The sequence below is a fragment of the Terrabacter sp. 2YAF2 genome (genome assembly GCF_052114705.1).
Classification (GTDB): Bacteria; Actinomycetota; Actinomycetes; order Actinomycetales; family Dermatophilaceae; genus Terrabacter.
The window spans coordinates 411,324-429,765 of record NZ_JBFRFG010000001.1; the positions used below are offsets into that span (position 1 = coordinate 411,324).

Sequence of the window (18,442 nt, forward strand, 5' to 3'; positions counted from 1 at the left end):
GACCCTAGTTCGGGGCCCTCTCGATCCACCCACGGGTCGCGCCCAGCACGCGGCTGCCGTCGGTGTCCGCGAGGGACATCCCGACGAAGGCGGTGGCACCGTCGGACGTCTGCCAGCGGAAGCGGTAGTCGGTCGAGGTGGCCGCGTCGGCGATGGCTGCGGCAGCGTCCTGCGACGACTGCGCGTTGGCGAAGGCCCCCGCGGACCTGGCGAGGTAGGCCTCGAGCTGGGCGGCATACGGGCCCTCGGCCCGGACGTCGTCGGGTCGCGCGACGTTGCCCACGAAGTCGCTGGCGACGGCGGCGGGCTCGATGACGGAGACGTGGACCCCGTGGGCGAGCATGACGACGGCGAGCGACTGCATGAAACCTTCGACCGCGAACTTCGCGCCGCAGTAGGCGTCGGCGAAGGGCTGCCCGACGGCGCCGCCGACGCTGGTCACGGTGAGCACCGTGCCCGATCCCGCCTCGCGCATGCCGGGCAGGACGAGCTTGGTCAGCGCGACGGGCCCGAGGTAGTTCACCTCCAGCTGGTCGCGGACCTCCTCGAGGCTCAGCTGCTCTGCCGTCGCGACGGCGCCCCGGCCGGCGTTGTTGACGAGGACGTCGATGCGGCCGAGGTCGGCGAGCACGGCGTCGACGCAGGCGCGCGCGGCATCGTGGTCGGTGACGTCGAGCGCGCGGACGTCGACCTCGACGCCAGCCTGTGCGGCCGCGTCGGTCAGGGCGGCGGCGCGTGACGTGTCGCGCATCGTCGCGACGACGGTGAGGCCGCGACGGGCGAGCTCGACCGCGGTGTGCAGTCCCATGCCCGAGGAGGTTCCGGTGACAAGGGCGACCGGCTGCCCGTGGGGGTTCATGTCGGTGACGCTACGCCCGGAGCGTTCGGGCGTCGATGTCGTCGAGCTCGATGTGGTTCATCCACACGTCGGTCGACGGGTGGACGACGGACGTGAGGCGTTCGGACGCGACTTCGTGTGGCAGCGCGATGGAAAGCACCGCGGGCACATGGCTGTCGACGTACCCCAGTGCCAGGGCGCCGAGAGCGTCTTCACGACCTCTCAGGCCTGGCCCAGTGGGCGAGTGCTGAAACTGGCAAAAGGACGCTCTACACGTTCGTCGGCCAGACGGGGCCCTGATCCGTCCACGCGACGCCCTTGTTGTGGCAGAGGCAGAACGGGTGGCCGGCGAGCCCGCGTCCCCATCCACGGTCACCGACTCCACGGGTGTGGCGCAGGACCTCGTCGACGTCCTCGTGGCCCTGCGTGGCATGGACGCCACCGACGGTCCATAGCCCGGCCGCGGCTGCGTGGGACCACGCCCTGGCCGCGCGCTGGGGCGGGGTGGACGCGTGGTTCCACGGCGACTTGGCGCCGGGGAACCTGCTGCTCGCACGGGGCCGACTGGTCGCCGTCATCGACTTCGGCACCTGCGGTGTGGGTGACCCATCCTGTGACCTCGCGATCGCCTGGACACTCCTCGACCGCGCCGGCCGCCAGAGCCTTCGCGAACAGCTCGACATCGATGCCTCAACCTGGTCGCGAGGTCGCGGATGGGCGCTGTGGAAGTCGTTGCGTCAGCTCGGCAACGCCATCGACGACCGTGACGAGACCTCGGCAGCCGAGTCTCGCCGGGTCATCGACGGACTCCTCGAGGACTTCAGCGTCGCGCCTTGAACGAGGCCAGCGTGCGACCCTGCCCTTGACCGGGCTCGCCGTTCTGCTCTCCCGCATGGAAACTCGTTGCGAGTGGTGGGCAGGGGATGGCTGACTGAAGGCTCACCGCTCACGAAAGGCAACTTGCGCATGTCGCTGCCCACCCCCACGCTGCACACCGCGCGACTCCGACTGCGTCCCTTAGGCGACACGGATGCGGACGACCTCTTCGCGCTGCAGAGCAATGCCTTCGTGCTGCGCTACTGGGACGCGCCGCCGTGGACCGAGCGCGTCCGCGCCGAGCGGTTCATCACCGCTTGCAGTCAGATGGCCGAGGACGGCACCGGGGTGCGGCTGGCCGTGGATCGCGTCGCCGACGGGGCCTTCATCGGCTGGTGCACCCTGAACCGGTGGAACCCGGACTACCGCAGCGCGTCACTGGGCTACTGCTTCGGGGAATTCGCATGGGGCCACGGCTACGCCACAGAGGCCGCGCGCGCGTTGCTGCAGTGGGCCTTCCAGACGCTGGATCTCAATCGGGTCCAGGCTGAGACCGACACTCGCAACGTGGCATCGGCGCGTGTCCTGGAGAAGCTCGGGTTCGTACGTGAAGGGACGTTGCGCGAGGACTGCGTCGTCAACGGCGAGGTCTCCGACTCGTGGGTCTTCGGACTGATCAGACGGGAGTGGCGGCCCTCGTCCGAGCAGGCTGCCGGTGGCTGAGTCCAGGTCCGCTCAGCAGCGTGGGCCTTTCACCGGCTTCGCGCTCAGTGACACGATGTGGCTCGTGCCCACGGACCTTCGTGAACTTGCCTCCGTCATCGACTCAACATGTCGCATCCGAGGGGAGTTCACCCTGCGCAGTGGAACCGTCACCGATGAGTACTTCGACAAGTACCGCTTCGAAGGAGACCCTCACCTGCTGCGACTGGTCGCCGAGCACATGGTGCCGCTCTTGCCCTCAGACACGCAGGTGCTGGGTGGGCTCGAGCTCGGAGGGGTCCCGATCGCGACCATGGTCAGCGCCCTGACCGGACTGCCCGCGATCTTCGTGCGCAAGCAGGCCAAGGCATACGGCACCTGTCGGCTGGCCGAGGGCGGCGATTTCGCTGGTCGCACCGTCACGCTCGTCGAGGACATCATCACCACAGGCGGTGCCGCGCGGAACGCAGCGGTTGCGCTTCGGGCGCTGGACGCGACCGTGCACACCGTGGTCTGCGCCATCGACCGTTCGGAGCCCGGGGGCAACACGCTGCACGAGGTGGGCCTGAGAACCGTTTCTGTCATGACCAAGGCTGATCTGGACGAAGCCCAGCGCTGAGCTCCACGCCACCGCGGACCGATCAGTCCGACGGTGGCGAGCTCAGGCTCCGCTGACGATCACGAGCTCGTTGCCTTCGGGGTCGGCGGCCCTCCAGTGACCCTCCGACTCGTCAAGGATCCGGCCACCGGCTGCCAGCGTCGTGGCGAGGCGCGTCTGCGCAAGGTCAGACGGCACGGCGAGCTCCACGTGAATGCGGTTGCTTTGTAGCCGCCGCTCCGTCTCCGACGCATCGAGCTCCTGGAAGACCAGCACCGGGTTCAGACGCCGTGGATCGTGGATGTCGCTGGCCCCTGCTCGCCGGTCCTGGACGTAGCCGAGCGCGGCGACCCAGAACGCGCGGACCGCGGCGACGTCGGCGGCGTCGAGGAAGAGCTGGGCGAAGCGCGGCAGCCCCGGATCGACAGTGGCACCGAGCTCGCGCGCGGCGGTCTGAACTCTTCCCGCGAGGACGGTGAAGTCGGCCTCGAGGCCATGGGCGGCGGCGTCCCACTGGTCCTTGCCGCTGTCGATGATCACGAGCCCGGGGCGCAGGTCGACGACGAGCGGAAAGCCCGTGTCGCCGGACACCGCAGCTGCAGCGGCGGTCAGGTCATGCTGCTGCTTCTCGGAGCTGACGCGGTAGCACGCCATCGCGCTGAACACCGTCTGCCAGTCGGCCGTGCCACTCCCCTCGCCGAGCCCGCCGCCCGGTACCAGGTCGACCTCGTTGCCGTCGGGGTCGGTGTGACAGACCCCGAACGGTCCCGACGCCTCACCGAGGCTCGCCTGCTCGACCTTCGCCGCGGGCCGCACCACGTCGAGGTGGATGCGGTTACGCAATGGCCGCGGCTCGGTCGACGGGCGGATCCGGATCGAGGGGTCGCGCCGCAAAGGGTCCGCCAGACCGCCGTCTGCCGCTGGCGCGTAGTCGAGCGCACGCTGCCAGAAGTGCCTCACCGCAAGGGAATTGCCGGACTCGAGCACAACGCTCAGGTGCTGCAGCACGGCTGGGTTCGCGGCCAGACCGAGATCCCGGGCAGCCTTCGACACCGCCTCGGCGTGCCCCGGCGAGTCGAGGCGCACGCGCAGACCTGTCGCGCGCAGGTCGACGACGATCCCGGTCGACAGCTCCACGATGCGCCCGGCCAACGCGGCCCCGTCGACCAGCGAAGGCGCGTCGAACCATGCCGTCGTGACGCCGTCGACGATCCGCCAATCCGCTCCGGTCGCTGTCATACCCAGCACCGTAGGCACCATCCCGGACGATCGAGGAGTGCGATCGTGCTGAGAGTCGGAAGCGGCCGGAAGTCCAGAACGCGACTAGGTTGAGCCCTGTGGCGGCGTCAGACGACTCACGAGCGGCGGACTCTCCCGGCGATCCGAGCCAGGCCTGGACGGCACTCGCTCCGGACTACGAGCGGGCCCGTGACAGGGAGGACTCGCTGGATCGGCTCGTGGAGTGGCCCGCGCAGCGCGACCTGCTCGGTGACGTGAGCGGACGGTCGGTGCTCGACCTCGGTTGCGGCAACGGCGGGAAGCTCGCTGAGCTGGTCCGAGACGGCGCGACTGCTTGCGTCGGGGTCGATGTCAGTGGCAACTTCCCGAGCGCTCCGGCACCTGGGCTGGAGCTGGTCCAAGGCGACCTGAACGAGCTGGACTCCGTGCCGGCGGTGGCGGGCCGCACCTTCGACCGGATCCTGTTCCTGCAGTCCTTCGGCTACGCGAAGGACCCGATCCGCACCCTGAAGGCAGCGCGCGCCAGGCTCGCGGACGACGGGTTCATCCTGCTGACCAAGACGCAGCCGATCCGCTACGCAGTCGAACAAGCCGAAGAGAACGGGACCTCCCTGGGCGAGGAGTACTTCGCCACCTCGCGGTTCTCCTACCGGAGCGGCTGGAACGACGACATCACGCTCACCAAGCGCCGCTACACCATCTCCGACCTCATCAACGTGTTCAGCGCAGCGGGCCTGTGGATCGAGGCGGCGTTGGAGCCACAGCTGTCCAGCGACGCGCGCCGTCGCTATCCGCACAAGCAGGCGTGGATGGACAAGCACCTCGGCATCCTGGCCTTCAGACTGCGGCCTCGTCAGGACGCCTAGGTCGAAGGCTGCGCGGCCGGTTCGGCGTCGATGTCGTCGAGTCCGGCGATGACGATCTCGAGCAGCCGGGCCAGCTCGTGCCGCTCCGTGTCGGACAGGCCACGAAGCGTGTCGCCCTCGACCACGTTGGACTCCCGGACAGCCGCGCTGAAGAGGGCCCAGCCGTCCTTGGTCAGCGAGACGAGCGTCCGGGTGCGGTTGGACTCATCGGGACGCCGCTGGAGCAGCCCACGTCCGGCCATCTTGTCGAGACGGTGCGTCATCGACGACGGCGCCACGTTCGAGAGGTCGGCGAGCTGGCTGGGGGTCAGGCACGTCTCGCCGGCCCGCGCGAGGGCCGCGAGCACGGCCCACTCCCCCTGGGTCAGGTCGAGGTCGGCGAACTGCCGGACGTACCACTGGTCGAGCTTCTTCGTCACGGCATACACGGCGGTGATGACGCGCTGCACCGACTCCTCGCCGCCGGCGGCGACGTAGGTCGCCACGTCGGCGGCATGCTCCTGCTGGGCGGTCGGTCGTCGCTTCGCTGCCATGGGAACGCATTGTCGCACCGCCCGCGGCTGGTGCTACTCTTTCGATCTCGAACTTCGATGACGAAATATTCGATGCCGAAGCTGCGTTGACCACCCGGTCCGCCTCCCCCGTCCTCGAAAGGGTGTGAAAACCATGCGCACCAAGCTGCTCATCCTCGCGTCGTCCATCGGCATGCTCGGATGGGGCACCGTGCTGCCGTACCAGTACGCGTATGCGGCGGGCACCCGCGGCTGGGGCGCCCTCACGGCCGCTCTGGCCAGCACGCTCTTCTCCGTCGGGGCGCTCGTCGCCGCACCCTTCGCCGGTCGGCTCAGCGACCGCTTCAACCCCGTCGCCGTCGCCGTCGTGGCCAAGCTGCTCGCGGCCGTCGGCGTCGGCGGACTGGTGTGGGCGCAGTCGGCCCCGGCCTTCCTCGTCGGCATGTTCGTCTTCGGCTTCGGCCTGACCGCCGCCGGCCCCGCCGCGTCGGTCCTCGTGTTGCGTTGGGCCGGGAGCGACGACCGCCGCAAGGTCTTCGCCTACAAGTTCACGGCCGAGGCCATCGGCATGGCGGTCGGCGCGTTCGTCGCGGGCCAGCTCGTCGACCTCTCGCGCACCGACGGGATGACCTTCGCGTTCCTCGCCGCCGGCGTGGGCTTCACGATCTCCGCCGTGCTCATCCACGTCGCCGGCATCGGTGCGCCGAGCGAGGTCGCCCCCGACCTGGCCGCCGGTGAGGCCGAGGCCCGGACCGGCACGATGGAGGCCCTGCGCCGCATCTTCGCCGTGCGTGCGCTGCGCTGGACTGCCCTCGTCACCGTGGCACTCGCACTCGGCTTCTACGCCCAGTTCGAGTCGGGCCTGCCCGCCTACGCCCTGACCGTCCTCGACGTCCACGAGTCGGCGATCGGCCTCGCCGCCGCCGTGAACTGCCTCGTCATCGTGGCGCTCCAGGTCGTCGTCGTCCGGGTCACGGCACGTCGCAACGCCGCCAGCCTTCTCATGGTCGTGGGCGGCGTCTGGACCCTCTCGTGGGTCGTGCTGTCGGCAGCCCAGCTGGCGCCCGAGATCGCCTCGGCGCTCTTCGTCACGACGTTCGGCATCTTCGCCGTCGGAGAGACGATGTACGCCCCGGTCCTCAACCCGCTCACCGCGAGCCTCGCCCCCCAGGGTCTCGTCGGCACGACGCTCGGCACCTTCACCGCGATCCAGACGACCTTCTCGGCCCTCGGGCCGCTCGTGGCCGGCGCCCTACTCGGCATGGGCCTCGCGAACGGCTTCCTCGCCCTGCACCTCGTGATCAGCCTCGCCGCCGTCTACGGCGCGTGGCGCCTCCGGGCCGCACTGCGGGAGCGCCGCATCGAGGATCGCCGCGAGGCTGCGGACGTGGCCGTCGCCGATCGGGCGCTCGAGCCGGCCACCCCGACCCTCGCCGCCTGACGGCCCGCGGGTTGGTCTCGCGGGCGAATCCTCAGGCGGCGAGGTCGGCGACCGGGGTGAGCAGGTAGCGCCCGGCCATCCCGACGGTGCGCGACAGCGTCGCGAGGAAGTCCGAGCGCAGCGGCTCGGCGCCGTCGAGGGACCACAGCACCCGGGCGTTGGTCCACGCCGCGTCACGGGCCCGGGTGATGCTCCAGCCGCTGACGAGGTTGGCCACCGGGCCTGCGTACTTCTCGTCGACGGCGAGCGCGATGCCGTCGAGGAAGGAGCGTCGGACCTCCTCCTGGACGGCGGCGAGCAGCTCGTTGACGCGCTGGTAGTCGGCTTCGACACCCGGGCTGTCGGGGGTCAGTCCGAGCTGGCGGCAGGTCGTGACGACAGCGACCGGCAGGTCGTGGTTGATGTGGGCGTTCATCCCGGCCAGGGCGAACTGGATGGGCACCCGCCCGAGCTCGCGCCGGGTCGTGAAGAGCGGCTCCCACGACGGGTCGGGGGTGGCCGCGCCGACCGCATCGAGGTAGAGCCCGGCGAAGACGAGGTCGAGACGCGTCACGAAGGCAGGGTTGGCGAACCAGCCCGCCACCAGCCGGTCGCGCACCAGCTCGGTGACCCGCAGGTACATCCGGTTGAAGTCGGCGACGCCGTCGTCGGCGGGCAGGGTGTGGTCGATCTCGCGCATCCGTGCGACGAGGGCGTCGACCGAGACGGGCTGGCCCGGCGGGAGGTCCGGAGGCGCGCCCGGCGCCGGCGCGGCCGGGTTGGGCGACCCACCGACCCGCGAGCGGACCCACCCGACGGCGTCGGAGAACCACCCCATGGCTCGACGCTAATGGTTCACGGTGCGTGAAACACCGTGATCGGTCGATCACGGTGCAAGTCAGGACCAACGCCTCTGGCGCCCGTGTCCGGTGGTGCGAAACGCTGAAGGTAGATGAGGGAAAGGAGGTGAGGACGATGACACAGCTCCTTGAGAAAGATCGTGTCGGGACTGAGCGCCTTCCGAGGTTGTTCCGCAGCCGCACGGTCGAGTACACGCTCCTGATCCTCGGTGCCCTGGTCGCAGGGTTCGGTGCCTACACCTACTTGGTGCCGGCAGGCTGGATTCTGGCGGACCTGAGTGAGGCCTGGTACCTCGGCAGCTGGATCGCCGGCGGAGTCCTGCTCACCGCAGGCTTCGGCATGTTCGGCGCGAGCATCCGTGACCGTGAAGGCCACTGGACCTACGACGCCGTCGTGAGCTTCGTGCTCGGCGCCCGCAGCCGTGGGGGCTTCGGTGCTGGTCCAGCGGGCCGGCGCGCGGCAGCTCAGCGCGCGTTGAACGTCTCGATCCGCTCGATCGCCTCGCCGACCGCCGTGGTGCCGGCCGCGAAGCTCAGCCGCACCGAGTGGGCGCCCGCGCGGTCGTCGAAGTCGCCTCCCGGCGTGATGGCGACGCCGACCTCCTCGAGCAGGGCCTTCGCGTATGCCGCCGAGCTGCCCCAGCGGGCGAGCTGGGGACCGAGGTCGGCCCAGTAGTAGAACGCGCCGTCCGGGGGTGCCGACTCGCCCCACCCCAGCCGGGCTGCGTTGTCGAGCAGGAGTCTCCGCGTCCGCGCGAACTCGGCGACGGCTTCGTCGCACTCGCGGTAGGACTCCTCGGCGAAGGCCGACACGGCGGCATACTGCGCCGGCGCAGGCGGGCACAGCGAGACGTTGCCCGCGAGCGCGTCGACCGCCCGAACGAGGTCCTCGGGCAGCAGCATCCAGCCGAGGCGCCACCCCGTCATGCCCCAGTACTTGCTGAACGAGGAGATGACGAGCGAGGACTCGTCGCTCTCCCACGCGCAGACGCCCCGCGGGTCCGCTGCGCCGGGGTCGGGATAGATGACGCCGTGGTAGATCTCGTCGCTGACGAGGCGCACCCCGTTGGCCGCGCACCAGCCGGTGATCGCGGCGAGCTCGGCGCGGTCGACCATCGTGCCTGTCGGGTTCGCCGGCGAGGCGACGATGAGCCCGGCGAGCGGCCCACCGGCCTGAGCGGCGTCGAGCAGGGCGGGAGTCGGCTGGTAGCGGGTCTCGGGACCGCAGTCGATCTCGACGACCTCACAGCCGAGCGAGGTGAGGATGTTGCGGTAGGCGGGGTAGCCCGGCCGGGCGAGGGCCACGCGGTCGCCGGCCTCGAAGGCTGCGAGGAAGGCGAGGACGAAGCCACCCGAGGAGCCCGTCGTGACGGCGACGCGAGCCGGGTCGACGTCGAGGCCGTACCAGCGGCCGTAGTGGGCGGCGATCTCCGCCCGCAGCTCGCGGATGCCGAGCGCCGACGTGTAGGTCAGGGCCCGGCCGGACGCGTGGATCCGCGCCGCGGCCTCCGAGACGAGGCGCGGCGCCCCGCCCGACGGCTCACCGGCGCAGAGCGACACGACGTCGCGGCCCTCGGCGCGCAGCACGGCCACCCGGTCCAGCACGTCCATGACCTCGAAGGGCGGCACCTGCGAGCGCCGGGAGGGATGGAGCGGTCGGGCTGGACGGACGGTCTCAGGGGTCACCCCTTCAGTCTGCCCGAACCCTCGACACCGGAAACGCGCCGCTCACCCCACGTCGATAGCCTCGTGCGCATGACGATCGCCCACCACGCCGACGCCTCGACACTCGCCGACAAGGAGGTGCTGACGTGGGAGGGCTTCGGCGCCGCGATCCGTGAGCTCGCGACGCTCGTGGCCGACTCGAGCTTCCGCCCGGACGTCCTCGTCGCGGTGGCGCGTGGCGGCCTGATCCCCGGTGGCGGCCTCTCGTACGCGCTCGGCATCAAGCTGACCGACGCGATCAACGTCGAGTTCTACACCGACGTCGAGGAGACGCTGCCCGACCCCGTCCTGCTCGCGCCACATCTGGACACCGAGAGCCTCAAGGGCCGCCAGGTCCTCGTCGTCGACGACGTCGCCGACTCGGGCCGGACGCTCGCCCTCGTGCTCGACCTGATCCAGGAGCACGGCGCCGAGGCCCGCAGTGCGGTGCTCTACGGCAAGCCGCGCTCGATCGTGACTCCCGACTACGTCTGGCGCCAGACCGACCGGTGGATCGTCTTCCCGTGGTCGGCCGAGCCGCCCGTCTCGGGTTCGCAGGTCACCGCGGCCCCCCGCGCCGACTGAGACGCCCGACGAAAGAGTGGCCCGACCACACTGACCGGTGCGGGCGGCGGTGCTAGACAGTGGTCCATCACTGCGAAAGGGCCAGCCATGACAGCGTCGTCGTTCACCTGCAGCCTCATCGAGACCTCCCGCCTCACCACCAACGTGTGGTCGAGCGGCCCGGACGACGGCGTGCCGATCCTGCTCGTGCACGGCAACCTCTCGACCGGCGGCTACTGGCGCTACGTCGCGGACGCCCTCGGTGAGCTGGCCGACGACGTCCGGGTCATCGCCCCCGACCTGCGCGGCTTCGGCCGCACCGAGGCGCTCCCCATCGACGCGACCCGGGGACTGGGCGACATGGTCGAGGACGTGCACGCCCTCCTGGAGACACTGGGACTCGCCGACGAGTGCCGCGTCATCGCCGCCGGCTGGTCGATGGGTGCGGGAGTCCTCGAGCAACTCATGGTCGAGCACCCCGACGACCTCGCGGGCGTCGTCCTCGTGGCGCCCTTGTCGCCACACGGTTTCGGCGGAACCGTCGACGCCGCAGGCACGCCCGCGTTCGACGACGGCGCGAGCACCGGTGGGGGCGCCGCGAACGCGGACTTCGTGCGGCGCCTCGCCGAGAAGGACGCCGGCGAGCAGGACCCGCAGAGCAGCCCCCGCGTCGTCATGCGCACCTACTACGGTCCGGGCGCCAACGCCGAGAACGTGGACGAGGACTTCCTCGTCGACGAGCTGCTCCTGACCCGGACCGGCGCCGACTTCTACCCCGGGGACTCGACGCCTTCGGAGAACTGGCCCGGCCTCGCCCCCGGCACACGGGGGGTGCTCAACACGATGACGCCCACCCACTTCGACGCCACGGCGATCGTGGACCTGAAGCGGAAGCCGCCGGTCACCTGGGTCCACGGCTCCGCCGACCAGGTCGTCAGCGACACCTCGCTCTTCGACCTCGCGACCCTCGGCGCCCTGGGCGCGGTCCCGGGCTGGCCCGGGATGGACGTGCTCCCGTCCCAGCCGATGGTGGCCCAGATGCGGGCCGTCCTCAAGCGCTACGCCGCGGCCGGCGGCGCCACCCGGGAGGTGGCCCTGGAGGGGATCGGACACGGCATACCCCTGGAGGTGCCGGCCGTGCTCGCCCGCGAGATCGAGTCGCTGATCACCGACTGATCCCAGCGGACGGTCGTAGGGTGCGGGGCATGGACCTCGGACTGCACATCGCCAACTTCACGTGGAGCGGCGGCTCCGCCACCTTCGTCGACGACCTCCGGCGCACCGCGAAGACCGCTGAGGACGTCGGCTTCACCAAGATCTCGGTCATGGACCACGTGTGGCAGATCGGGATGATCGGCCCGCCCGAGCACGAGATGCTCGAGGCCTACACCGCGCTCGGCTACCTCGCCGCTGTGACCGAGCGCGTCCAGCTGCTCGCCTGGGTCACGGCCGCCGTCTACCGCGAGCCGGGGCTGCTCGCCAAGGAGGTCACCACCCTCGACGTGCTCTCGAAGGGCCGGGCGATGCTCGGCATCGGCGCCGCCTGGAACGAGGAGGAGTCGGTCGGGCTCGGCCTGCCGTTCCCGGGCACGGCAGAGCGCTTCGAGCGTCTCGAGGAGACCCTGCAGATCTGCCTCCAGATGTGGAGCGACGACGACGGGCCGTATGCCGGCAAGCACTACCGGCTCGCCCGCACCCTCAACTCGCCGCAGTCGGTCCAACGACCGCACCCGCCGATCCTCATCGGCGGCGGTGGCGAGAAGAAGACGCTGCGCCTCGTGGCGCAGTACGCCCAGGCCTGCAACCTCTTCGACAGCCCCGACCTCGCGCACAAGCTCGAGGTGCTGCGTGGCCACTGCGAGACCCTCGGCCGCGACTACGACGACATCGAGAAGACCGTCATGGGTCCCATCGACCCCGGTCCGAACGGCGAGAACGTCGACGCCACCCTCGAGCACCTGCGCGATCTCGCCGCGCTCGGCGTGACGCACCTGCAGATGGGCGTGGGTGACGGCTCGAGGACCGACGTGCTCGAGCTCATCGGTGAGCGGATCATCCCCGAGGCCGCCAAGCTCTGAGCGAGCCACCGCCCGACGACCATTGGTCGACGACGGTCTGCACACCCGGCGTGTCGCCCCGCGTGTCGTCCGTCGAGCGCGACCAATGGTCGTCCGTCGGCGGGGAGCCTCAGCTGAGGATGTCGCTCCGGCGGAAGCGGCGGTAGGCGAGCATCGTGAAGGCGACCGCCCAGACGAGCGACCACAGCGCGCCGTGCACCATGTCGGTCCAGTCCGGCGAGACGGCGAGGGCGTCCTGCCAGGCCCGGGAGTAGTGCCCCGGGAAGGCGTTGCGGTAGGGGTCGAGCGCGTCGAGCTGGTCGAGGATGTTGAACAGGATGCTGACGAGCACGGCGCCCCCGACCGCCGCGAGGGGGGCGTCCGAACGCGTCCCGATCCAGAAGGCGATGGCCGCGATGGGCAGCAGCGTCACGAAGATGTAGCCCATCGCGAGGGCGAGGCGCGGCAGGAACTGGCCCCACGAGAGGTTCTCCCCGAGCGGGTTGGTCAGCGGGTCCCAGCCGTAGGCGATGCCGCCGACGAGCAGGCCCCAGGCCGGCAGCAGGACCGTCGCCAGCAGGGTCGAGGCGATGCCGATGGCGAGCTTGCTCGTGAGCAGCCGGGCCCGCTGGACGGGCGCGACGAGGAGGTAGCGCAGCGATGACCACGACGCTTCGGACGGCACCGCGTCGCCGCAGAAGAGCGCGGCAAGGAGCACGAGGAGCAGCTCGGAGGCGAGGAAGACGAGCACGAGACTGAAGTTCGCCGCCCCGCTCTGCGCGAGGTCGAAGATCCGGGTCGACGAACCGCCGCGGCTGTTGCTCGAGCGCTGCCCGAAGGCGAACGACCCGACGAGGACGAGGGGCAGGGCGAGGAGCAGCCCGAAGGCCCAGAGCGTGCGTCGCCTCCCCCACTGCCGGCCCAGCTCGGCCCGCCACGAGAGGGGGTCACGCACCTGGCGGATCTCGCTGCTCGCGTCGGCCGACGTCGGCTCGATGGCCTCGAGCAGCGCCTCACCGGAGGCGTCACGGGTGTCGCTCATCGCGCCCTCACCTGTCTCAGTCGCTCGACGAGGGACGAGCCCTCGTCTCCGGGCTCGGCCGGCGCGCCGGGGGCGGAGGCCGACGAGATGACCCCGAGGAAGACCTCCTCGAGGTGACGGCGGCTGCTGACGCCGACCACGGGCAGCCCCGCCGTGACCGCCGCCGCGACGACCTCGGCCCGGCCCCGGTCGGCCACGACGACGACCCGCGTCGGAGTGTCGACGCGCACCTCGGTGATGCCGTCGGTGGCCTCCAGGGCGTGCACTCCGGCCCTGATGACGTCGTGGTCGACGTGCTCGGGCAGGTCGACGATGGTCGTGTCCTCGCTGTCGACGAGCTCGGCGACCGGGCCCTGCGTGACGACCCGGCCGGCGTGCATGACGACGACGTGGGTGCACGTCATCTCGACCTCCGCGAGCAGGTGGCTCGACACGACGACGGTGCGCCCGGTCTCGGCGTAGCGGCGCAGGATCGGGCGCATGGCGGCGATCTGTGGCGGGTCGAGGCCGTTGGTCGGCTCGTCGAGGATGAGCAGCTCGGGCAGCCCCAGCATGGCCTGCGCGATCCCGAGGCGCTGCCTCATGCCTTGGCTGTAGGACTTTACCGGTCGGTCGACGGCCCCGCCGAGGGCTGCGACGTCGAGGGCCTCGTCGAAGTGGGCGTCCTCGGGCGCCCGCCCCGTGGCGGACCAGTAGGCCTCGAGGTTCTGGCGCCCCGTGAGGTGCGGCAGGAAGCCGGGACCTTCGATGAGGGCACCGACCCGGGCCAGCACGCGCGAGCCCGCCGAGACCGGCTCGCCGAGCACGTGGACGCTGCCGGCGTCGGCGGAGATGAGGCCCATGACCATCCGCATCGTCGTCGTCTTGCCGGCGCCGTTGGGCCCGAGGAGCCCGACGACCTGCCCCTTCTCCGCGCGCCACGTCACGTCGTCGACGGCGCGGTGCCCGTCGGCATACGTCTTGACCAGCCCCTCGACGACGAGCGGGATGTCGGCGAGGTCGGGGCGAGCCGGCAGGTGCAGGCGGCGACGACGGCGGACGAACCACCCGAGGACCGCGGCGAGGAGCAGCAGGACGAGCGCTGACAGCGCGAGGAGCGTCTCGGTGTCGACGCCGCCGGCAACGCCCCCGCCGACCGCGGCACCGGCTGCGACGGGAAGCGTCAGCGCCGAGGCGCCGGAGATCCGGATGGAGCTCGGGGTGCGCGAGTTGGAGTAGGTCGACTCGGTACTGGTCAGCAGCACGCGCCAGCGGGTGCCGGCAGGCAGGTCGTAGGTCGCCCCCGGGAGCGAGATCGTCACGGGCGTCGGGCGGCCCGGCGTGACGGCGAGCCGGACCGGGGCCACGAGGGGGTTCGTCAGCGTCACCGAGCCTCCGGTGACGCGCCACACCGAGGCGAAGAGTGTGACGTCGGGCGCGTCCGAGGTGACGGTGAGACGCATCGTGGGCGACCCGACGACCGTGGTGGCCTCGGCGATCGGCTCGGTGTCGAGAGCCGTCGACTGACCCGGCAGCGCCGCGATCTGGTAGGTCGAGAGGCTCACCCCGAGCGCCGCGAGACCGGGCACGGCGATGAGCGAGGCCGGCTGTCCGCCGGGCGGGTGAAGCAGCGAGCCGGAAGCCGTCGCGAGCGGCAGCTCGCGGGTCCGGAGCGGCGCGCCCGACAGGCCGGGGTATGCCGTGAGGGTGTGGAGCTTCGTCGGCTGACCGGCGCGACTGGCCGGGATGCCGTAGGTGAAGGCCGCTGTGGGAAGGGCGGATTCGCTCCGGCTGGCAGACGCCTTGTCGCGGACGTAGTGGTCGAGCCAGGTGTATGACGCCTCGAGCTCCTCGCTCTCGTGCGTGCTGGCAGCGTCGTGCCCCCCGTCGCTCCAGCGCACGGCATACGGCGTGCCGGCGGCAGCGAGGGCCGAAGCGGTGGCGTCGGCCTGGTCGAGACCGAAGAGCGAGTCGCCGACGCCCTGGACGAGGAAGGTGGGTGCGGTGACGGCTTTCATCGTCGGCTTGGGGCTGTGCGCCCGCAGCAGCGCCGTCAGCTCCGGCGAGGCGGCGCCCGTCTCGGAGGCCTGGACGAAGAGGCGGCAGATCGTCGGGTCGAAGCGCCCGCAACGGGCGGCGGCGGCGGCGCCGGCGCCCTGGCCGCTGCTGCCACGGAGGGCCGAGAGGAAGAAGTTCGTCGCCCAGACCTGCTTGAACGGTCCTGCGACGTCGACCGGCGCACGACCGGCCGCCGTGGTGGCGGGGGTCGTGACGGCGGCCTGGGGGAAGAAGGAGTCGGCGAGGTCGTTCCACGTGATGGCCGAGACCACACCGTCGACGCGGCGGTCCGCGCCCGCCAGCATGAGCCCGAGCGCCCCGCCGTACGACGCGCCCATGACGCCGGCGCGGGGATCTCCCGGGGCGTCGAGCTCGACGTCGGGACGCTTGGCCGCCAAGTCGAGCAGCGTTCTCGCGTCAGCGATCTCGTAGGCCGGGTCATTGAGGTGGATGCGGCCACCGGACTGGCCGTGGCCGCGCGCGCTCCACGCGATGACGACGTAGCCACGACCGTGCAGGTCGTCGGCCTCGCGCGTCACGGAGTCCTTGGTGCCACCGAAGCCGTGCGCGAGCAGGACGACCGGGTGCCGGCCGCTCGACTGCGGCCACACCGACACGTCGAGCCGCACCGGCGTGCCGTCGGGCTCGGCGCGCACCGGGACGGTCGTGACCTCCGGCGACACGGGGTCGGCAGCCGGCGCCGAGGCCGGAAGTGGTGCCGGAGCCGCGATCGCTGCGGGACTGGGCGCGATGGCTAGAGCCGCCCCGATGGCGAGCGCGGCGACGAGGGAGGCCCGGACCGACATGGGCACATCACATCACGCGCCACTCGTTGAACGGTCATCGAGCGTCCAACGTTGGCACCGCGGCTCAGTCGCGCGAGAGCCTCTGCTCGAGGACGTATGCCACGACGATGCAGAGCACGAGGACGATGCCCGGAGGGAGGAATCGGGCGGCCCCCTCGAGCTTGAGCCACTCGTACGGTGCGACGGTGAACTCGAAGAGCGAGAGGTCGAGCAGGTAGCGCACGATCGGCAGCACACCGAAGAGGAGGCCGATGACGCCGACGACGTTGATGACGAAGCGCGTGCGGACTCCGGTGTCGTCCGGCTGCTGGGGCTGCGACACGGTCACTCCTGTCCGTCGATGAGGTGCTGCTGACCGGACGGCGGGGCCGTCTCGCTCAGGCCCCCAACCTACGGGTCGGACGACGGGAGCTCCGCCAGACCCGTGTTAGATACGACCATGGCCACCACTTCTCTCGGAGACACCCCTGTCCACACCATCGGCGACCTGCCGGCCGTGGGCTCCCCCGCCCCGACGTACACGCTGACCGGCACGAACCTGCGAGACGACGTCACACCGCCGCAGGGCAAGCGCGTGGTCCTCAACATCTTCCCGAGCGTCGACACCGGCGTCTGCGCTGCGAGCGTCCGCCGCTTCAACGAGATCGCCGCCGGCCTCGAGAACGCCGCGGTCGTCTGCGTCTCGGCCGACCTGCCCTTCGCCCTGAACCGGTTCTGCGGGGCAGAGGGCATCGACAACGTCGTCGCCGCGTCCTCGTTCCGGTCGGGCTTCGGTGTCGACTACGGGGTGCGGATGGAGAACGGCGGCTTCGCCGGGCTGCTCGCCCGCGCCGTCGTCGTCATCGACGCCGACGGCACCGTGGTGCACACCGAGCTCGTCCCGGCCATCGGCCAGGAGCCCGACTACGACGCTGCGATCGCCGCGCTGGGCTGACCGCCATCCCCACCCGTGGTGGCGGGAGCGCCGCCGCCACGGGTGAAGCCGCGGACACCCCGGACGAGGAGCGGCCAGCATCCGGCCAGCAGCATCCACGCGGCGATGCCGGTCATGAGATCGGTCGTCGCGAAGCGCGCACTCAACGGGCCCGACAGGACGTTGCCGACCGGCAGCGCGACGAACGAGATGAGCACGTCCCACGACACGACGCGCGCGAGCCGGTCGTGCGCACCCCTCCCAGGAGGCCGCCGACGCCGAGGGCCGCTGTGATGAGACCGAGGGCGTGCGCACCGCCGAGGTCGCGGACTGCAGTCAGCTCGACGAGGACGATGAAGATGCCGGTGGCGACGTGGAACATCGCCGCAGACACGAGACTGGTCCACAGCCAGTCGCGGGCCCGGATCTCGGCCAAGCCCTCGCGGACCTCCGTGAGCATCCCGGCGCGTGGGGCGAGGCGCTCGGCGCGGGCCCGGAGCCCGGCGACGCAGACTGCCGACCACGCGAAGGTCAGCGCGTTCACGGCGAACCCCGGAACCGGCCCGAGCTGGGCGACGACGAGACCGGCGATGACGGGTCCGGCGACCTGGGCGCTCGACTGGAGGAAGCTGATCGCACCGTTGGCGGTCTGCAGCCCCTCGACCGGAACGATGAGCGGCCGAAGGGAGACGAACGCCGGGTAGAAGAACGCGCCCGCACCCGACGTCACGGCGGCGAGCGCGGCGAGGAGCGCGACGGGCGGGCTGCCGAACGCGGCGAAGGCGACCGCCAGGCCACCGACGGAGGCCGCCCTCGTGAGGTCTGCGATGACCATGATGCGGTGCGGCGTGACACGGTCGGCCCAGACACCGCCGATACTAGTTAGATATCTGACTATCTGTCAACGAATAGTCAAAGTGCTGCACCATTGGCCGCGACCCTCTGCGACACTGGCGCCATGGCGAGAGCACGGCAGGACTCGGTCGACCGGCACGTGGCGCGTTGGAGCGGCCTCCTCGACAACATGGACGCCGAGGTCGAGGGCGCGGTCACGCGCATGCAGGCGATCACCAAGCGGCTGCGGGCCGACGACCACGCCAGCTATGCGGACACCGACGACACCATCGAGGACTACCACACCCTCCACGCACTGATGAGCCAGCCGTTCCCCGAGGAGGCGACCCCGGCACAGCTCGCCGACTCGTGCGGCGTCACGCGAGCCGCGATGACCTCCCGCCTCGACCGACTCGTCCAGCGCGGACACGCGACTCGCGAGGTCGACCCGATCGACCGACGCCGCATCCTCGTTCGCCCGACGCCGTCCGGACGAAGCCTGTGGGAGAAGGGAATCGAGGCCGGAATGGCCCGCGAGAAGGCTGCCTTCGCCGGCCTGACGGCCAAGGAGCTGGTTGCGCTCAACGCCCTGCTGCGCAAGATCGTGCTGCACCTCGAGGGTGAGGCCTGATCG

General features: G+C 71.1%; 20 protein-coding genes. 10 read left to right on the forward strand and 10 right to left on the reverse strand.

Annotated elements, in window-relative coordinates; all coding sequences use genetic code 11:
- Positions 1-4: 4 nt before the first annotated feature.
- Positions 5-859, reverse strand: coding sequence for an SDR family NAD(P)-dependent oxidoreductase (locus AB4030_RS01870; protein ID WP_442277473.1), 855 nt, complete (start codon positions 857-859; stop codon positions 5-7).
- A gap of 10 nt (positions 860-869) precedes the next feature.
- A complete protein-coding gene (locus AB4030_RS01875) occupies positions 870-998 on the reverse strand; it encodes a hypothetical protein (RefSeq protein WP_442277474.1) in 129 nt (42 codons plus the stop codon).
- 266 nt (positions 999-1,264) lie between these two features.
- On the opposite strand from AB4030_RS01875, the gene AB4030_RS01880 reads away from it, so the two are divergent.
- The 3 genes from AB4030_RS01880 to pyrE all read left to right on the forward strand — a co-directional run bounded on the left by AB4030_RS01880 (position 1,265) and on the right by pyrE (position 2,975).
- Positions 1,265-1,675: a phosphotransferase gene (locus AB4030_RS01880; protein WP_442277475.1), complete on the forward strand. Its 411-nt coding sequence runs from the start codon at positions 1,265-1,267 to the stop codon at positions 1,673-1,675.
- Between the two features lie 72 nt (positions 1,676-1,747).
- Positions 1,748-2,377, forward strand: coding sequence for a GNAT family N-acetyltransferase (locus AB4030_RS01885; protein ID WP_442277476.1), 630 nt, complete (start codon positions 1,748-1,750; stop codon positions 2,375-2,377).
- Positions 2,378-2,441: 64 nt separating this feature from the next.
- Positions 2,442-2,975 (forward strand): orotate phosphoribosyltransferase, encoded by a 534-nt coding sequence (gene pyrE, locus AB4030_RS01890; RefSeq protein ID WP_442277477.1) that lies wholly within the window; start codon positions 2,442-2,444, stop codon positions 2,973-2,975.
- A gap of 42 nt (positions 2,976-3,017) precedes the next feature.
- On the opposite strand, the gene AB4030_RS01895 is transcribed toward pyrE, so the two are convergent.
- Positions 3,018-4,193 (reverse strand): VOC family protein, encoded by a 1,176-nt coding sequence (locus AB4030_RS01895; RefSeq protein WP_442277478.1) that lies wholly within the window; start codon positions 4,191-4,193, stop codon positions 3,018-3,020.
- Positions 4,194-4,291: 98 nt separating this feature from the next.
- Between AB4030_RS01895 and AB4030_RS01900 the strand changes: the two genes are divergently transcribed.
- Positions 4,292-5,059 carry a class I SAM-dependent methyltransferase gene (locus AB4030_RS01900; RefSeq protein ID WP_442277479.1) on the forward strand — a complete coding sequence of 256 codons (768 nt, stop codon included), beginning with the start codon at positions 4,292-4,294 and terminating at the stop codon, positions 5,057-5,059.
- On the opposite strand, the gene AB4030_RS01905 is transcribed toward AB4030_RS01900, so the two are convergent.
- Positions 5,056-5,592 (reverse strand): MarR family winged helix-turn-helix transcriptional regulator, encoded by a 537-nt coding sequence (locus tag AB4030_RS01905; protein WP_442277480.1) that lies wholly within the window; start codon positions 5,590-5,592, stop codon positions 5,056-5,058. The genes AB4030_RS01900 and AB4030_RS01905 overlap by 4 nt on opposite strands.
- A gap of 133 nt (positions 5,593-5,725) precedes the next feature.
- Between AB4030_RS01905 and AB4030_RS01910 the strand changes: the two genes are divergently transcribed.
- A complete protein-coding gene (locus tag AB4030_RS01910; RefSeq protein WP_442277481.1) occupies positions 5,726-7,012 on the forward strand; it encodes an MFS transporter in 1,287 nt (428 codons plus the stop codon).
- 31 nt (positions 7,013-7,043) lie between these two features.
- On the opposite strand, the gene AB4030_RS01915 is transcribed toward AB4030_RS01910, so the two are convergent.
- Together AB4030_RS01915 and AB4030_RS01920 are read right to left on the reverse strand one after the other, a co-directional pair.
- Positions 7,044-7,829 carry a DUF5995 family protein gene (locus AB4030_RS01915; RefSeq protein ID WP_442277482.1) on the reverse strand — a complete coding sequence of 262 codons (786 nt, stop codon included), beginning with the start codon at positions 7,827-7,829 and terminating at the stop codon, positions 7,044-7,046.
- A 487-nt stretch (positions 7,830-8,316) separates the two neighbouring features.
- Positions 8,317-9,462, reverse strand: a complete 1,146-nt coding sequence (locus AB4030_RS01920) for an aminotransferase class I/II-fold pyridoxal phosphate-dependent enzyme (RefSeq protein WP_442277689.1) — start codon at positions 9,460-9,462, stop codon at positions 8,317-8,319.
- A 144-nt stretch (positions 9,463-9,606) separates the two neighbouring features.
- Here AB4030_RS01920 and AB4030_RS01925 point away from each other — a divergent pair, with 144 nt between their 5' ends.
- The 3 genes from AB4030_RS01925 (at position 9,607) to AB4030_RS01935 (ending at position 12,197) form a co-directional block, all read left to right on the forward strand.
- Entirely contained in the window at positions 9,607-10,140 is a 534-nt protein-coding gene (locus AB4030_RS01925; protein ID WP_442277483.1) for a phosphoribosyltransferase, read from the forward strand.
- Between the two features lie 87 nt (positions 10,141-10,227).
- Positions 10,228-11,295 (forward strand): alpha/beta fold hydrolase, encoded by a 1,068-nt coding sequence (locus AB4030_RS01930; protein ID WP_442277484.1) that lies wholly within the window; start codon positions 10,228-10,230, stop codon positions 11,293-11,295.
- A 29-nt stretch (positions 11,296-11,324) separates the two neighbouring features.
- Positions 11,325-12,197, forward strand: coding sequence for an LLM class F420-dependent oxidoreductase (locus tag AB4030_RS01935; protein ID WP_442277485.1), 873 nt, complete (start codon positions 11,325-11,327; stop codon positions 12,195-12,197).
- 109 nt (positions 12,198-12,306) lie between these two features.
- Here AB4030_RS01935 and AB4030_RS01940 read toward each other — a convergent pair whose 3' ends face one another.
- The 3 genes from AB4030_RS01940 to AB4030_RS01950 form a co-directional block, all read right to left on the reverse strand.
- The gene (locus tag AB4030_RS01940) at positions 12,307-13,218 is read right to left on the reverse strand and encodes an ABC transporter permease subunit (protein ID WP_442277486.1); all 912 of its coding nucleotides are present in this window, start codon (positions 13,216-13,218) and stop codon (positions 12,307-12,309) included.
- Positions 13,215-16,061, reverse strand: a complete 2,847-nt coding sequence (locus AB4030_RS01945; protein ID WP_442277487.1) for an alpha/beta fold hydrolase — start codon at positions 16,059-16,061, stop codon at positions 13,215-13,217. The genes AB4030_RS01940 and AB4030_RS01945 overlap by 4 nt, the downstream gene beginning before the upstream one ends.
- A 64-nt stretch (positions 16,062-16,125) precedes the next feature.
- On the reverse strand, positions 16,126-16,383 hold the full coding sequence (locus tag AB4030_RS01950; protein ID WP_442277488.1) for a hypothetical protein: 258 nt from the start codon (positions 16,381-16,383) through the stop codon (positions 16,126-16,128).
- 117 nt (positions 16,384-16,500) lie between these two features.
- On the opposite strand from AB4030_RS01950, the gene tpx reads away from it, so the two are divergent.
- Complete coding sequence (gene tpx / locus AB4030_RS01955) at positions 16,501-16,995, forward strand: thiol peroxidase (protein WP_442277489.1); 495 nt, start codon at positions 16,501-16,503, stop codon at positions 16,993-16,995.
- A gap of 142 nt (positions 16,996-17,137) precedes the next feature.
- On the opposite strand, the gene AB4030_RS01960 is transcribed toward tpx, so the two are convergent.
- Entirely contained in the window at positions 17,138-17,872 is a 735-nt protein-coding gene (locus AB4030_RS01960) for an MFS transporter (RefSeq protein ID WP_442277690.1), read from the reverse strand.
- 60 nt (positions 17,873-17,932) lie between these two features.
- On the opposite strand from AB4030_RS01960, the gene AB4030_RS01965 reads away from it, so the two are divergent.
- Positions 17,933-18,439, forward strand: a complete 507-nt coding sequence (locus tag AB4030_RS01965) for a MarR family winged helix-turn-helix transcriptional regulator (protein WP_442277490.1) — start codon at positions 17,933-17,935, stop codon at positions 18,437-18,439.
- Positions 18,440-18,442: the final 3 nt, after the last annotated feature.

Coding starts and splice junctions, on each gene's coding strand:
- AB4030_RS01930 (WP_442277484.1), top strand. CDS start 10,228: ATGACAGCGTCGTCGTTCACCTGCAGCCTCATCGAGACCTCCCGCCTC.
- AB4030_RS01915 (WP_442277482.1), bottom strand. CDS start 7,829: ATGGGGTGGTTCTCCGACGCCGTCGGGTGGGTCCGCTCGCGGGTCGGT.
- AB4030_RS01940 (WP_442277486.1), bottom strand. CDS start 13,218: ATGAGCGACACCCGTGACGCCTCCGGTGAGGCGCTGCTCGAGGCCATC.
- AB4030_RS01905 (WP_442277480.1), bottom strand. CDS start 5,592: ATGGCAGCGAAGCGACGACCGACCGCCCAGCAGGAGCATGCCGCCGAC.
- tpx (WP_442277489.1), top strand. CDS start 16,501: ATGGCCACCACTTCTCTCGGAGACACCCCTGTCCACACCATCGGCGAC.
- AB4030_RS01935 (WP_442277485.1), top strand. CDS start 11,325: ATGGACCTCGGACTGCACATCGCCAACTTCACGTGGAGCGGCGGCTCC.
- AB4030_RS01920 (WP_442277689.1), bottom strand. CDS start 9,462: ATGGACGTGCTGGACCGGGTGGCCGTGCTGCGCGCCGAGGGCCGCGAC.
- AB4030_RS01870 (WP_442277473.1), bottom strand. CDS start 859: ATGAACCCCCACGGGCAGCCGGTCGCCCTTGTCACCGGAACCTCCTCG.
- AB4030_RS01945 (WP_442277487.1), bottom strand. CDS start 16,061: ATGTCGGTCCGGGCCTCCCTCGTCGCCGCGCTCGCCATCGGGGCGGCT.
- AB4030_RS01965 (WP_442277490.1), top strand. CDS start 17,933: ATGGCGAGAGCACGGCAGGACTCGGTCGACCGGCACGTGGCGCGTTGG.
- AB4030_RS01910 (WP_442277481.1), top strand. CDS start 5,726: ATGCGCACCAAGCTGCTCATCCTCGCGTCGTCCATCGGCATGCTCGGA.
- AB4030_RS01895 (WP_442277478.1), bottom strand. CDS start 4,193: ATGACAGCGACCGGAGCGGATTGGCGGATCGTCGACGGCGTCACGACG.
- AB4030_RS01925 (WP_442277483.1), top strand. CDS start 9,607: ATGACGATCGCCCACCACGCCGACGCCTCGACACTCGCCGACAAGGAG.